Annotated in this window: 14 protein-coding genes; 7 read left to right on the forward strand and 7 right to left on the reverse strand. The window is 74.3% G+C overall.

What is annotated here, in order from left to right:
- Positions 1–155: 155 nt before the first annotated feature.
- From F8R89_RS27265 to zapE, 7 genes are all read right to left on the reverse strand, one after another.
- A complete protein-coding gene (locus F8R89_RS27265; RefSeq protein ID WP_151786417.1) occupies positions 156–887 on the reverse strand; it encodes a peptidyl-tRNA hydrolase in 732 nt (243 codons plus the stop codon).
- Between the two features lie 42 nt (positions 888–929).
- Positions 930–1,109, reverse strand: coding sequence for a hypothetical protein (locus F8R89_RS27270; protein WP_151786418.1), 180 nt, complete (start codon positions 1,107–1,109; stop codon positions 930–932).
- Between the two features lie 18 nt (positions 1,110–1,127).
- Positions 1,128–1,994, reverse strand: a complete 867-nt coding sequence (locus F8R89_RS27275; RefSeq protein ID WP_151786419.1) for a polysaccharide deacetylase family protein — start codon at positions 1,992–1,994, stop codon at positions 1,128–1,130.
- A gap of 130 nt (positions 1,995–2,124) precedes the next feature.
- On the reverse strand, positions 2,125–3,522 hold the full coding sequence (locus tag F8R89_RS27280; protein ID WP_151786420.1) for a PhoX family protein: 1,398 nt from the start codon (positions 3,520–3,522) through the stop codon (positions 2,125–2,127).
- A 94-nt stretch (positions 3,523–3,616) separates the two neighbouring features.
- Complete coding sequence (locus tag F8R89_RS27285; protein ID WP_151786421.1) at positions 3,617–4,552, reverse strand: slipin family protein; 936 nt, start codon at positions 4,550–4,552, stop codon at positions 3,617–3,619.
- 102 nt (positions 4,553–4,654) lie between these two features.
- Complete coding sequence (locus F8R89_RS27290; protein WP_151786422.1) at positions 4,655–6,121, reverse strand: SulP family inorganic anion transporter; 1,467 nt, start codon at positions 6,119–6,121, stop codon at positions 4,655–4,657.
- 453 nt (positions 6,122–6,574) lie between these two features.
- The gene (zapE, locus tag F8R89_RS27295) at positions 6,575–7,684 is read right to left on the reverse strand and encodes a cell division protein ZapE (RefSeq protein ID WP_151786423.1); all 1,110 of its coding nucleotides are present in this window, start codon (positions 7,682–7,684) and stop codon (positions 6,575–6,577) included.
- 128 nt (positions 7,685–7,812) lie between these two features.
- Here zapE and F8R89_RS27300 point away from each other — a divergent pair, with 128 nt between their 5' ends.
- The 7 genes from F8R89_RS27300 (at position 7,813) to F8R89_RS27330 (ending at position 13,987) form a co-directional block, all read left to right on the forward strand.
- The gene (locus F8R89_RS27300) at positions 7,813–8,613 is read left to right on the forward strand and encodes a pyrimidine reductase family protein (RefSeq protein WP_151786424.1); all 801 of its coding nucleotides are present in this window, start codon (positions 7,813–7,815) and stop codon (positions 8,611–8,613) included.
- 159 nt (positions 8,614–8,772) lie between these two features.
- The gene (locus F8R89_RS27305) at positions 8,773–9,228 is read left to right on the forward strand and encodes an indole-3-glycerol phosphate synthase (RefSeq protein WP_151786425.1); all 456 of its coding nucleotides are present in this window, start codon (positions 8,773–8,775) and stop codon (positions 9,226–9,228) included.
- Positions 9,229–9,317: 89 nt separating this feature from the next.
- Positions 9,318–10,709 (forward strand): UDP-N-acetylmuramate--L-alanine ligase, encoded by a 1,392-nt coding sequence (gene murC / locus F8R89_RS27310; RefSeq protein WP_151786426.1) that lies wholly within the window; start codon positions 9,318–9,320, stop codon positions 10,707–10,709.
- A gap of 13 nt (positions 10,710–10,722) precedes the next feature.
- The gene (gene msrB, locus F8R89_RS27315) at positions 10,723–11,130 is read left to right on the forward strand and encodes a peptide-methionine (R)-S-oxide reductase MsrB (protein WP_151786427.1); all 408 of its coding nucleotides are present in this window, start codon (positions 10,723–10,725) and stop codon (positions 11,128–11,130) included.
- A gap of 124 nt (positions 11,131–11,254) precedes the next feature.
- Entirely contained in the window at positions 11,255–12,001 is a 747-nt protein-coding gene (locus F8R89_RS27320) for a PP2C family protein-serine/threonine phosphatase (RefSeq protein WP_151786428.1), read from the forward strand.
- Positions 12,002–12,051: 50 nt separating this feature from the next.
- Complete coding sequence (locus F8R89_RS27325) at positions 12,052–13,071, forward strand: N-acetylglucosamine kinase (protein WP_151786429.1); 1,020 nt, start codon at positions 12,052–12,054, stop codon at positions 13,069–13,071.
- A gap of 145 nt (positions 13,072–13,216) precedes the next feature.
- Complete coding sequence (locus F8R89_RS27330) at positions 13,217–13,987, forward strand: sugar isomerase domain-containing protein (protein WP_151786430.1); 771 nt, start codon at positions 13,217–13,219, stop codon at positions 13,985–13,987.
- The last annotated feature ends 79 nt before the right edge of the window (positions 13,988–14,066 follow it).

A 14,066-nucleotide genomic window follows, 5' to 3' on the forward strand; every position in this document is an offset into this window, starting at 1 on the left:
ACCTCGCGCCGGTCCGCCGTCCGCCTCCCCGGGCGTGCCGGACGTGACGGGGGTATGGCCCCGCGCGGCCCCGCCCCAACCCTCGGGGTGCCGGCTTCAGAGCAACATTTGAGGTTCGCCGCCCCCGTCCCGTACGCGGGGGACGCCCGGAACGTTCAGGCGCCGGGCGCCCGGCGCAGCGCGGGGTGGTCGGCGACGACGGTGCAGGAGCCCGGCGCGATCTCCGTGAACCCGGCGTCCCGCACCAGCGGCAGACCGGACTCCGTCAGCTCCCGCCAGCGCACCGGGTCCGCGGTCCGCACGGCCAGCGGGAACCCGGCCGCGCGCCAGGCGTCCCGGTCCGCGTCCGGCAGCTCCCACCAGGCGAGCTGCGCCGCGTGCCCGGTCTGCGCCATCGCCTTGCCGGCCGACATGCCGAGGTCCGGGTTGAGCCACAGCACCGGCTCGCCGGGACCGGCGGCCACGGGCGGCTCCGGGTCGTCGAGGTCGGTGCCGGACACCTGGAGCTTCGCCAGGTCCCTGGGCCAGCCGTCCAGCGGGACCGGCGGGAACACCCGCACCTCCGCGGACTTGCCGGTGACGGTGATGCCGGGCAGCTCCTGGGCGCGCCGCCACTCGGCGCCCCGCGCCCGCCGCACGACCTTGCGGATGCGCGCGTCCTCCCAGTCGCGGACGGCCCGGGCCCACTCGCCCTCGCCGACGGAGCGCTCGTCGCTCAGGAACACCAGGACGGCCCGCGCCGACGTCTCCAGCGCGTCGGTGCGGGCCGGGGGAGCGGCACGCTCGATCCGTACGACCAGGGGCAGGACGAACTGCGGGGCGCTGTCGCGCGCCTCCGACTCGGAGCGGAAGGGGCTGTCACCGGCGGGCGTGGGCTCACTGTTCACACGTCCCAGTCTGCCAACCCGGCGGGCGGCCCGACGACGCGGTCAGCCGGAGCAGGCCGTGCGCTGCGCCTCCTGCCACTCGCAGACCGGGCAGAGCGTGATGCCCTTGTACGACTCCGGGTACTCCGTCGGCTCCCGGCACAGCACGCACTCCGCGTACGGCGGCCCGTCCGCCTTCGGCGGCTTCACCACGTCGACGATCGTGCAGTAGTCCTCGCTCATGCCTCCAGCGTAGAACGGTCAGCGGCGATCGCCCGAGGCGCCGATCAGCTCGGACACCTTCACGAACCGGTAGCCCTTCCCGCGCAGCTCCGGCACCACCTCGCGCACCACGCGCTCCGTCGTCGGGGCCGCGCTCAGCGTGCAGTGCAGCACCACCACCGATCCGGGCCGCACCCCGTCCAGGACGTCCCGGGCGACCGCGCCGGCGTCCGTGGCGAAGGCGTCCCCGCTCACCACGTCCCACTGCACGGCCGTGACACCGGCCGGGGTCAGGGCCCGCAGCGCCCGGGTGTCGTGACAGCCGCCGGGGAAGCGGAAGTACGGCATCGCGTCGCGCACACCGGCCGCGCGGAAGGCCGCGTAGGCCCGCTCCACGTCGGCGCGCATCCGCTCCTCGTCCACGGTCGGCAGGCCGTAGCAGTCCTCGGTGAAGGCGTAGTGGCTGTAGGAGTGGTTGGCGATCTCGAAGAGGGGGTCGCGGCCGAGGGAGCGGGCCTGCCGCGGGTACTGCTCGGCCCACCGGCCCGTCATGAACACGGTGGCCGGCACCTTCAGCTCCCGCAGGGCCGCGATCAGCCCCGGGTTGTCGAACCGCTCGCCCTGTTCCGCGCGCGGCCCCTGGTCGGCGGTCATGTCGGCGTCGAAGGTCAGGGCGATCGCCCGGTCACCGGTGCGGGGGCCGTGCTCGAAGACCGGGGTCAGGCCCACGGGACCGGGGGCGAGGGTCGGCGGGCCCGCCGCGGGCGAGGCCGAGGCCGAGGCGACGGCGGAGCCGGGGATGGCGCGCGGGGCGCGGACCGGCTGCGGTGCCGAGCACGCGGCGAGTGCGGTGAGCGCCGTGCCGAGGGCGCAGACGGCGGCGATGCGCCGGACGCGAATGATCACCGCTCGACCATATGAGGATCAGATGGACATTCCGGTGCGCCGGCGGGGGCGCCGGGCCGGAGTCACCCGGCCGGTCGGTGGAGGGGTGCCGGGTGGCGCCCCCACCGGCCGGCCGGTCAGGTACGCCGGGTCAGCGGCGCCAGGGTCCCGTCACCGCGAAGGTGGTCCCGGGGTCGTAGCAGTTGACGTACATCGTGCCGCCGTCGGGGGAGAAGGTGACACCGGCGAACTCACCCCACTCCGGCTCCTCCGGGGTGTTGATGTTCTGGGCGTTGCGCGCCATCGCGTACACCTCCCCGCGCCGGGTCACACCGAAGACGTGCTGGGCGCCGTTGCCGTCCTCGCACACCATCAGGCCGCCGCTGGGGGCGAGGCAGATGTTGTCCGGGGACTCGCCGGGGAGCTGGACGTCGGTGTCGGGGCCGAAGACGATCACCAGGGTGAGCCGGCGCTCGTCGGGGTCGTAGCGCCAGATCTGCCCGTAGTGGTCGGCCGCCGAGCCGTCGGAACGGCGGGCGAAGGACGACACGAAGTACACCGACCGCCCGCCCCAGTAACAGCCCTCGAGCTTCTGCGCGTGGGTGATGCCCTTCGGGCCGAAGTCCTGGAAGCGGATCGCGGTCTCGGCGGCGAGCGGGTCGGGCACGTCCACCCACTCGACGCGGTCGAACGTGGTGCCCGTCTCCTGGATCGTGGACAGGTCGGGCACGCCCGGCACCCGCATGGCCTGCAGGCGCCCGCCGGCGCGCAGCGAGCCGAGGCCGCCCCGCGGCCGTTCGGGCAGGAAGCGGTAGAACAGCCCGAACGGCCGCTCGAACGCGTCCTCGGTCTCGTAGACGATCCCGCGCTTCGGGTCGACCGCGATGGCCTCGTGCTGGAAGCGGCCCATGGCGGTGAGCGGGACCGCGCCCGAGCGGTGCGGGTTGTCGGGATCGACCTCGAAGATGAAGCCGTGGTCCTTGGTGTAGCCGTTGGTGCCGGCCTTGTCCTCGGTCTCCTCGCAGGTCAGCCAGGTGCCCCAAGGGGTCGGGCCGCCCGCGCAGTTGACGGCGGTGCCGGCGATGGCGACCCGCTCGGACAGCACGTGGTCGCGCCCGTCCAGGGTCAGCGCCGTACAGCCGCCCTTGCCCTCCGGGTCGTAGGTCAGGCCCTTGACGGTGGGGACGGGGATCGCGGCGTCCGAGCGGTTCTCGTGGTTGCGGACCAGGTGGACGCGGCCGGAGCGGGCGCCGAAGGCGGACATGCCGTCGCAGTGGGAGGGCACCTTGCCCTCACCGGAGCGGAGCTGGTCGCCCTCACGGGAGAGCACCCGGTAAGAGAAACCTTTTGGCAGGTCGAGCAGACCCTTGGGGTCGGGGACCAGCGGGCCGTAGCCGGAGTGACCCAGGTTCTGGGCGGCGGCGGTGCCGGTGAAGAGTTCGGTGACGTTCCCGGCGAAGGCGATGGAGACGCCCAACGCGCCGGTACGGGCCAGGAGCTGACGGCGGGTCGAGCCGGAGCCGCCGGGTGCGGATGCGGTTGCGGACATGGGGGGAACAACCTTCCTGCTGGCGGACAGGAGATGTGACCCAGCCGTGTCTATCACCTGGCGGGACTCGCGGGAACCACGCCTGTAGCTCGTGTCACTTCCCTTGCGCGTCACCGATGATGTCGTCGATCGTCCGTTCGACCGTGCGCTCCGGGGGCGGTTCGACGGCCTTCGGCGCGTCCTCGGCCGACGCGTCCCCGGCCGCCTCCGGCGGGTCCCCGGCCGGGCGGGCGGCGGGCGCGGGCGCCTGGCGCTCCGCGTGGGCCACGTGGTCCTCGCCCCGCTCCAGGAAGCGCAGCAGCTCCACCGGGATCGGCAGGACGAGCGTGGAGTTCTTCTCCGCGGCCACCGCCATCACCGTCTGCAGCAGCCGCAGCTGGAGCGCGGAGGGCGTCTCGGCCATCTGCCGGGCGGCGTCGGCGAGTTTGCGGGAGGCCTGGAGCTCGGCGTCCGCGTTGATGATCCGGGCCCGCCGCTCGCGGTCCGCCTCGGCCTGGCGGGCCATCGAGCGCTTCATCGACTCCGGCAGGGACACGTCCTTGATCTCGACGCGGTCCACCTGCACGCCCCAGCCGATCGCCGGGCTGTCGATCATCAGCTCCAGGCCCTGGTTCAGCTTCTCCCGGTTGGAGAGCAGGTCGTCCAGGTCGCTCTTGCCGATGATGGAGCGCAGCGACGTCTGCGCCATCTGCGAGACCGCGTACTTGTAGTCCTCGACCGTGATCAGGGCGCTCGCGGCGTCGACCACCTTGAAGTACACGACCGCGTCCACCCGCACGGTCACGTTGTCGCGGGTGATGCCCTCCTGGCCCGGCACCGGCAGCGTCACGATCTGCATGTTGACCTTGTGCAGCCGGTCCACGAACGGAACGATCATCGTGAACCCCGGCGGGCGCACCTCCCCGGCGAGCCGCCCGAGCCGCAGCACCACCCCGCGCTCGTACTGCTTGACCACACGGGCCGCCGCGGCCACGTAGACGACCCCGACGGCGGCCACTCCGGCGGCGGCGCCCAGCAGCTCCTCGACCATGTCGACCTCCTCGCGGAGAGGCCCGATTCCTACGTCCCTGCAACGATATGCCCGCCCGCTGTCGTGGGGCCACAAGGCCACCGGACGGGCGGGCGGGCCGGGTCAGCGGGCGGTGAGGCGTACGGGCGGGGTGCCCGCCGCGCTGTGCCGCTCGGCCCAGTTCTCCAGGGCCGTGCGGCAGGCGTGGTCGAGGTGGTGCAGGCCGGACAGGTCGAGCTCCACCGGGCGGTCCTGCGGCAGGGCCTCCAGACTGTCGAGGATCTTCGGCAGCCGCAGGAAGGTCGCGTTGCCCGACAGTCGCGCCCGGACCGGCCCGGCGCCCAGGTCCCGGATCTCCAGCCGGACGTGCGAGGCGCCCCAGGCGGCCTTGGCCACCGACAGGGCGAGACCGATCAGCACGCCCTCGAACATGTTCAGCGCGACGATCGACACCGCCGTGGCGACGAGGATCAGCGCCTCGCCCCGCTCGCCCCGCCACAGCGTCAGCAGCCCCCGGAACGGGATCAGCTTCCAGCCCGCGTGCAGCAGGACCCCGGCCAGCGCGGGCAGCGGCAGCAGTCCGAGCGTGGCCGGCAGCAGCGCCGCGAACACCAGCAGCCAGACGCCGTGCAGGACGCGGGCCGCCCGGGTCCGCGCCCCCGCCCGCACGTTCGCCGCGCTGCGCACGATGACCGCCGTCATCGGCAGGGCGCCCAGCAGGCCGCAGACGGCGTTGCCCGTGCCCTGCGCCATCAGCTCCTGGTCGTAGCGGGTACGGGGGCCGTCGTGCATCCGGTCCACGGCCGCGGCGCTGAACAGCGACTCGGCGGAGGCGATCAGCGTGAAGGCGATGATCGTGGCGTAGGCCGCCGGGTCGGCCAGGATGCCGAGGGCGTCCGCGCCGGGCGGCTGGACGGCGCCCAGCAGGCCCTCGACCTCGACGGTGGCGACCGGCAGCGAGAACGCGGCCGTGGCCGCCGTGGCCAGCGCGACGGCCGCGAGCGGGCCGGGGAGCGCGCGCACCCGGCGCGGCATCCGCGGCCAGAGCACCAGGACGGCGACCGTGCCGGCGCCCAGCCCGATCGCGGCCAGCGTCTCCGGGTCCCCGGCGGCCCGGGCGAGCGTGCCGGGCAGCCCGGCCAGCCGCTCGGTGCCCGAGGCGGGCGCCTCGGTGTCGGCGACCGAGTAGAGCTGCCCGGCGATCAGCACCAGGCCGATCCCGGCCAGCATGCCCTCGACGACGGAGACCGAGATGGCCCGGAACCAGCGGCCCAGCCGCAGGGCGCCCATGAGGATCTGGAGCAGGCCGGTGGCGAGCACCAGGACGCCGAGGGCCGTCAGCCCGAACTCCCGCACCGCCTCCAGCACCAGCACGGTCAGACCTGCGGCGGGACCGGAGACCTGCAGGGTGCTGCCGCGCAGCAGGCCGGTGACGACGCCGCCCACGATGCCGGTGACGAGCCCCAGCTCGGCGGGGACCCCGGAGGCGACGGCCACCCCGGCGCACAGCGGCAGCGCGACCAGGAACACCACCAGGGAGGCGGCGAGGTCCCGCCGTATGTGGGGGAACGCGGCGCGCCGGGCGGTCACGGCGCCTCGACGTTGATGGAGGGGACCCGGTGTGACGGTCCCGCGGCCGGCGGGGTGAACTCCTCAGGGCGCTGTCCGCCCGTACGGGCATGGTCGACGAGGGGCTGCATGGGGGGTGACTCCTCCGGGGTGAGCCTTGGCCTTTGCTTCACGGGTCGTATACGCGGATGCGAAGAAGGCGGAGGGTGCGAGGAGAGAGGGTGCGAACCGATGGGGGGCGGGGAGAGGGAAACCGGTTCTGGTCGTCCCACCTCGGAACATGCGCCCCCCTTCGGCCCGTACGCACCTCATGTACCGGCCAACGGCTGGTCAACCGTTGGTCAAGGATGAAGGTAACCCGGCGAGGTTGTTTGCATGCTCAACCGGACGCTCCACGCCGTGAAGCGCCTCAAAGGAGAGGGTGATATGGCCTGAACTCCCGCTGTGCGCCGGAGGGTTGCGCCGAGGCGGCCGTCAGCCGGCCACGAGCCCCCGCGCGTCGCGGGCCAGCGCCGTCAGCCGGGAGATGGCACGGAAGTACTTCTTGCGGTAGCCGCCGTTCAGCATCTCCTCGCTGAACAGCCGGTCGAAGGGCAGCCCCGAGGCCAGGACCGGGACCTCACGGTCGTAGAGCCGGTCGGCGAGCACCACCAGGCGCAGGGCGGTGGACTGGTCTGGGACCGGCCGCACCCCGGTGAGGCAGACCGCCTTCAGGCCGTCCGTCAGCGCGCCGTAGCGGCTCGGGTGGACCCGCGCCAGATGCTCCAGCAGCCCGGGGAAGTCGTCGAGCGAGGCGCCCTCGGTCGCGTACGCCGCCCGGGTCACCTGCTCGTCGGAGAACGGGGCCGGGGCCTGCGGCAGACCGCGGTGGCGGTAGTCCTCGCCGTCGATGCGCAGCGCGCGGAAGTGGGCCGACAGGCCCTGGATCTCGCGCAGGAAGTCGGCCGCCGCGAAGCGGCCCTCGCCGAGCTTGCCGGGCAGGGTGTTGGAGGTGGCGGCGAGCGCGACGCCCGCGTCGACCAGCTTGCCGAGCAGGGTGGAGACGAGGACGGTGTCGCCCGGGTCGTCCAGCTCGAACTCGTCGATGCAGAGCAGACGGTGCCCGGAGAGGGTCTGCGCGGTCTGCTGGAAGCCGAGCGCGCCGACCAGGTTCGTCAACTCCACGAAGGTGCCGAACGCCTTCAGGGACGGCTCGGCCGGGGTGGCGTGCCACAGGGAGGCGAGCAGATGGGTCTTGCCGACGCCGTAGCCGCCGTCGAGGTAGACGCCGCGCGGTCCCGCCGGGGCCTTCGGCGCCTTCGCCCGGCCGAAGCCGAGCAGACCGCGCCGGGGCTTGCCGCCGCCGCTCGCGTGGGCACCGCCGAGTCCGCCGGCGAACGACTCCAGGACCTGCACCGCCTCGGTCTGGCTGGGCTGGTTCGGGTCCGGGATGTACGTGCCGAAGCGGACCGAGTCGAAGCGCGGCGGCGGCACCATCTCGGCGACCAGCCGGTCCGCCGGTACACGCGGCTCGCGGGCGCACAGGGAGAGCGGGCTCGCTTCGGCTATCGGGCTCGGCTGGGACGCGGCGGAGGAGGACGACACGGTTCACCATGGTAGGGCCTGCCCGGCGCGCCCCGGCGCCCGCCCGGACGGCGTCCACGCCGGTGACGTGCGCGAGCGTGCGTCAGGAGGGCGGGGCGGTGACCGGGCGCCGTGCCACACTCCTTGCCATGCGACGCCTGTTCCCTGTGACCGACGAGACGACGCCGAGCGCTTCCGGGGGGAGCGGATCCGGCCGGGAGTGGAGCCTGGCCGAGCTCGCCGCCGTGTACGCCTACCCGGACGCCGGACCCGGCGAGGGCACCCCCTGGCTGCGGGGCAACATGGTGTCCACCCTCGACGGCGCCGCCCAGCACGAGGGGCGGTCGCAGCCCATCTCCTGCGCGGCCGACATGCGGATCTTCGGCACGCTGCGGGCGCTCGCGGACGTCGTGGTCGTCGGTGCTGAAACGGTCCGCCAGGAGGGGTACCGCCCGGCTCGGGCGCGGGCCGAGTTCGCGGACGCGCGCGCCGCCGCCGGGCAGGGGCCCGCCCCCGCCCTCGCGGTGATCAGCGCGAGCCTCGACCTGGACTTCGCTCTGCCGCTGTTCACCACGCCCCTCGTGCCGACCCTGGTGCTGACCGGCGCCGCCGCGCCCGCGGACCGGGTGGCGGAGGCGGAGCGGTCGGGCGCGCGGGTGGTGGTCGCCGGTGAGGGCGCCGGTGTCGACCCCGCCCGTGCCGTGGCCGCCCTCGCCGGGCTCGGCCACACCCGGCTGCTGACCGAGGGCGGCCCCCGGCTGCTCGGGCAGTTCGTGGCGGCCGGGGTGCTCGACGAGCTGTGCCTGACGATCTCGCCGATGCTGACCGCAGGGGACGCCCAGCGGATCGCCGGGGGGCCCTCGGTGGCGGTGCCGCTGCGGTTCGAGCTGGCGTCCCTGCTGGAGGAGGACGGCTTCCTGTTCGGCCGGTACCGGCGGCCGCGAGGTTAGCGGGGGCCGTGGAGGGGTTCTCAGAGCCATGACCCGGGAAACGGCGGAATAGGCCGTTCCGCTTGGCTTCGGCCGGGCAGACTACATTTCGCAGTCCCCGTGTCCGCACGGGGCAGGATGGTTTCCGCAGAAGGGGCGCCGGTGTTCACAAGCGTTTTGATGATCGAGAAGGCCCTGACGTCCGCCGACGTGGAGTTCGTCACCACCTTGCACGGCGACGAGGAGGTCGCCTTCCACGTACTGCTCCAGCCGCGCGGCGAGCAGGCCGACCGGCTGCTGCGCGCCATCGACGACATCGCGCTCGGCGAGCTGGACGAGGCGGTGCGCGAGGGCGAGACCCCCGAGGGCGAGGAGGCGCTGACCACCGGCGAACGCGCCCTGGAGGTGTCGCTCACCGCCCTGCGCACCGCCGGGGCCCAGGCCGAGGGCCGGCTCCTGGAGGACCATCCGCTGGACGCGCTCAAGGACGTCGTCCGCGAGGTCGGGGCCGACGAGGTCATCGTGCTGACCGACCCGCACTACGTGGAGGAGTTCTTCCACCGGGACTGGGCCTCGCGGGCCCGGCACAAGGTGGGCGTGCCGGTGCTGAAGCTGTTCTCGCACAGCAAGGCCTGAGGAGGGCCGGGAGCGCCCCCGGGCGGTGGGCCCGCCGCCTGCTAATAGGCTGGGGCCTCACCGTCGTATCGCACTCCTGGGAGACACGCATGGCACCCGGCCTTCCCCCCGCCATGGACCGACCGCACTTCATCGGCATCGGCGGGGCCGGCATGTCGGGCATCGCGAAGATCCTCGCGCAGCGCGGGGCCGCGGTGGCCGGCAGCGACGCCAAGGAGTCCGCGACCGCCGAGGCGCTGCGGGCGCTCGGCGTCACCGTGCACATCGGGCACGCCACCGAGCACCTCGCCGACGACGCCAGCTGCGTCGTGGTGTCGTCGGCGATCCGGCAGGACAACCCCGAGCTGGCACGCGCCGCCGAGCTGGGCGTCCCCGTGGTGCACCGCTCCGACGCGCTCGCCGCGCTGATGGACGGACTGCGCCCGATCGCCGTCGCCGGCACCCACGGCAAGACGACCACCACCTCCATGCTGGCCGTCTCCCTCACCGAGCTGGGCCTGCGCCCCTCGTACGCCATCGGCGGCGACCTGGACGCGCCCGGCTCCAACGCGCTGCACGGCGACGGCGACATCTTCGTCGCCGAGGCGGACGAGTCGGACCGCAGCTTCCACAAGTACGCCCCCGATGTCGCGATCGTCCTCAACGTCGAGCTCGACCACCACGCGAACTACGCGTCGCTGGAGGAGATCTACGAGTCCTTCGTGACGTTCGCCGACCGGATCACCGAGGGCGGCACCCTGGTGATCTCCGCCGACCAGGACGGCGCCCGGGAACTGACCCGCCGGGTCGCCGGGCGCGGGCCGCGCGTCGTGACGTACGGCGAGGCGCCCGACGCCGACGTGCGGGTCCTGTCCGTGGTGCCGCAGGGCCTCAAGAGCGAGGTCACCGTCCTCCTGGACGGCCAGGAGCTCACCTTCACGGTCTCCGTCCCCGGCCGCCACTACGCCCTGAACGCCGTCGCCGCCCTCGCGGCGGGCGCGGCGCTCGGCATCCCGGCCGCCGAGCTGGCCCCCGCGATCGCCGCGTACACCGGTGTGAAGCGGCGGCTCCAGCTCAAGGGCGAGGCCGCCGGCGCGCAGGTCATCGACTCCTACGCCCACCACCCGACCGAGATGACGGCCGACCTCCAGGCCATGCGGGCCGCCGCCGGCGACGCCCGCATCCTGGTCGTCTACCAGCCCCACCTCTTCTCCCGCACCCAGGAGCTCGGCAAGGAGATGGGCGAGGCCCTGGCCCTCGCCGACGCCTCGCTGGTCCTGGACATCTACCCGGCTCGCGAGGACCCGATCCCGGGCATCACCAGCGCGCTCGTCGTCGACGCCGCCCGCGCGGCCGGGGCCGACGTGACCCCCGTGCACGACAAGGGCGAGGTGCCCTCGCTGGTCGCGGGAATGACGAAGCCCGGTGATCTCGTTCTCACCATGGGCGCGGGCGATGTCACCGACCTCGGCCCGCTCATCCTGGACCGCCTGTCGAAGTGAGGGGCACACACCCATGTCGTACGACGTAGAGAAGCCGGACGAGGAGTGGCGCGCGGAACTCAGCCCGGCCGAGTACGCCGTGCTGCGCCAGGCCGGTACGGAACCCGCCTTCACCGGTGAGTACACCGACACCAAGACCGAGGGCGTGTACTCCTGCCGCGCCTGCGGGGCGGAGCTGTTCACGTCCGCCACCAAGTTCGAGTCGCACTGCGGCTGGCCGTCCTTCTACGACCCGAAGGACACCGACGCGGTGGAGCTGATCGAGGACCGCTCGCACGGGATGGTGCGCACCGAGGTGCGGTGCGCCCGGTGCGGGTCCCACCTCGGGCACGTCTTCGAGGGCGAGGGGTATCCGACGCCGACCGACCAGCGGTACTGCATCAACAGCATCTCGCTGCGGCTGACGCCCGCCGAGGGCTGACAGCCGGACACGCGCGGCCGGGGCCCGACCCCGGCCGCGCGTGCGTCCGGGCCGTGCGTGTTCCTAGACTCGTTACAGGCCCCTTTGTCGGCGGTGCGCCCGGTACGGAAGGCGGTGGCGCCGCATGCCGTACGCCGCGGTGAGCGCGATCACCCATCCCGGACTGCTGCGCGAGCGCAACGAGGACAGTCTGGCCGTCGGACCGTGGACGCTCTGCGCCACGGTCACCGAGAGCCCCCAGACCCTCGTCTTCCCGCTCGGCACCCCCCTCGTCGTGGCCGTCGCCGACGGGCTCGGCGGACATCCCGGCGGTGACCTGGCCAGCTCGCTGGTCGTGCGCCGGATCGCGATGCTCGGCCCCGCCCTCGGCAGCGAGGTCGCCGTCCGCGACGCCCTGAACGCCTGCAACCGGGCCGTGTACCAGGCCGCCGGCGGCGACGAGCGGACCGAACTGACCGCCATGGGGACGACGGTCGCCGGCGTGGTCGTGGGCGAGGACAGCGTGCTCGTCTTCAACGTGGGCGACAGCCAGGTCCTCGCGGCCGACGGCGACGGCCTGCGGCAGGTCAGCGTCGACGACAACCCGCCGCACCCGCCCGGCCGTACGACGTCCCTGGTCACCCAGTGCCTCGGCGGCTCACCCACCTTCCGCGAGGTCCATCCGCACGTCAGCACCGAACCCCTCGTGCCCGGCACGCGGTACGTCGTGTGCTCGGACGGCCTGACGGACCCGGTGCCCCCCGACACGGTGCACGCGATCCTGCGCGAGCACGACGACGGCCGGGCCGCCTTCGAACTGTGGCGGGCCGCGATCGAGGCGGGCGGGCCCGACAACATCACCGTCGCGGTGCTGCGCTTCGGCGACGAGTAGCGCGCACGCTCCTTGTCCCGGTGTCCACCGGTCCCGCACGATGGACGGCCATGACCGCCGACCATGCCGGTGCGCCCGCGTACGTCGTCGGCGTCGACGCCGGGGGCACCCGCACCCGGGCCGTCCTGGCGCCCCTGTCCGGCGGCCCACCCCTCGGCGAGGGGCGGGGCGGGCCGGGGAACGCGCTGAGCGTGTCCGAGGCCGACCTCACCCGCCATCTCGCCGCCGCGCTGGCCGCCGCCGTCCCGCCGGAGCTGCGCGGCCGGGTGGTGGCCGTCGCGGGCGGCTTCGCCGGTGCCTCCCGGCCGCCGGCCGACGAACCCGGGCACCTGCGCGCGCACGCCGCCCTCACCGCCGCGCTGCGCCGGACGGGGATCGGCGCCGGGGCCGTCGAGGTGCACGGCGACGCCGAGGTCGCGTTCGCCTCCGCGCCGGGCGGCCCCGCCGACGGCATCGCCGTCATCGCCGGCACGGGCGCCGTCGCCGTCCGCGTCACCGGGCGGGTGTGCGGCGCCACCGCGGGCGGCGACGGATGGCTGCTCGGCGACGACGGCTCCGGCTTCTGGATGGGGCGCGAGGCGGTGCGGGCGGCCCTGCGGGCGGCGGACGGCCGGGGCGGGCCGACGACCCTGACCCGGTCGGTCGGGCACGCCCTCGGCGTCCCCCCGGACGTGCTGCCGCCCGTCCCGTACGACGGCACCGGCTGGGACCGCGAACGCCGGGAGGCGTACCGGATGCGGCTGCTGCCCGCCGTGATGGGGCGGCACCCGGTGGGGCTCGCCGAACTCGCGCCGCTGGTGGCCACGGCCGCGGTCGACGGCGACGCGGTGGCCGGTGCCGTCCTGGCGACGGCGGCGGACCACCTGACGGACCTCGTCCACGCCCTCGCCCCCCGGCCCGGCGAACGGATCGTCCTCACCGGCGGCCTCCTCGGCCCGACGGGCCCCCTGACCCCTCCGCTCCTGTCCCGGCTCGGCCCCCTGGACCTCACCCCCGCCCTGGTACCGGACGGCTGCCGGGGGGCGGTGACGCTGGCGCGGCTGGCGGCGCGCGGCCTGAGCCGCCGGTGAGCGGGCGCGGGCGGGTGGCGACGCGGCGGCTGCGTACGCCGGGGCGTCCGGGGGGTCGGCCGCGGGGGCGGTCGGCGGTAGCGTGCGGTGCATCGATTCATGGGTGGGCCGCAACTTGGTGGATGCATTCATCGCGGGAGGGTTCATGTCCGACGCGTCCGTGAGCGCCGAGCGTTTCGTGCAGGAGAGCAGAGCCGTCCTCGACCGCCTCACCGGCTCCGCGTCCGTGCGGGAGGACGTGGCCCGCGCCGCCGAACTCATCGCCGGATGCGTCCGCGCCGACGGCGTCGTCCAGGCGTTCGGCACCGGCCACTCCCAGGCCGTCGTCCTCGAGATCGCCGGACGCGCCGGGGGACTGGTGCCCACCAACCGGCTCAGCATCGCCGACCTCGTCCTGTACGGCGGCGCGTCCCCGGACGTCCTCGACGACCCGCTCCTGGAGCGCCGGGCGGGGGTCGCCGCCCGCGTCTACGACCTGGCCGCCCCGCGCCCCCAGGACCTGTTCGTCGTGATCTCGAACTCCGGTGTCAACAACGCCGTCGTGGAGATGGCCCTGCACGCCAAGGAGCGTGGGCACGACGTCCTCGCCCTGACCTCCCTCGCCCACACCCGCGCCGTCCCGGCCGGGCACGCCAGTGGCCGCAAGCTCGCCGACATCGCCGACGTCGTCCTCGACAACGCGGCCCCGCGCGGGGACGCCCTGCTGGAGCTGCCCGGCGGCGGCGCCGTGGGCGCCCTGTCCACGCTCACCGGCGTCCTGCTCGTGCAGATGGCCGTGGCCGAGGCGTCCGCGCTGCTCCTCGCGGCCGGGGAACGCCCGCCCGTGTATGTCTCGGCCAATGTGCCGGGCGGCTACGAGGGCAACCTGGAGCTGGAGAAGCGGTACGCCGGACGCATCCGCCGCACCGCCGGCTGACTGCCCCGAAGGTCCCACCCGAGGGGGCCGGTGAGGGCCGTCCGGGTACATGCGGAGCCCCTCGAATGGGCGCACACTG

The organism is Streptomyces sp. SS1-1, from assembly GCF_008973465.1.
In the GTDB taxonomy this organism is placed as follows: domain Bacteria; phylum Actinomycetota; class Actinomycetes; order Streptomycetales; family Streptomycetaceae; genus Streptomyces.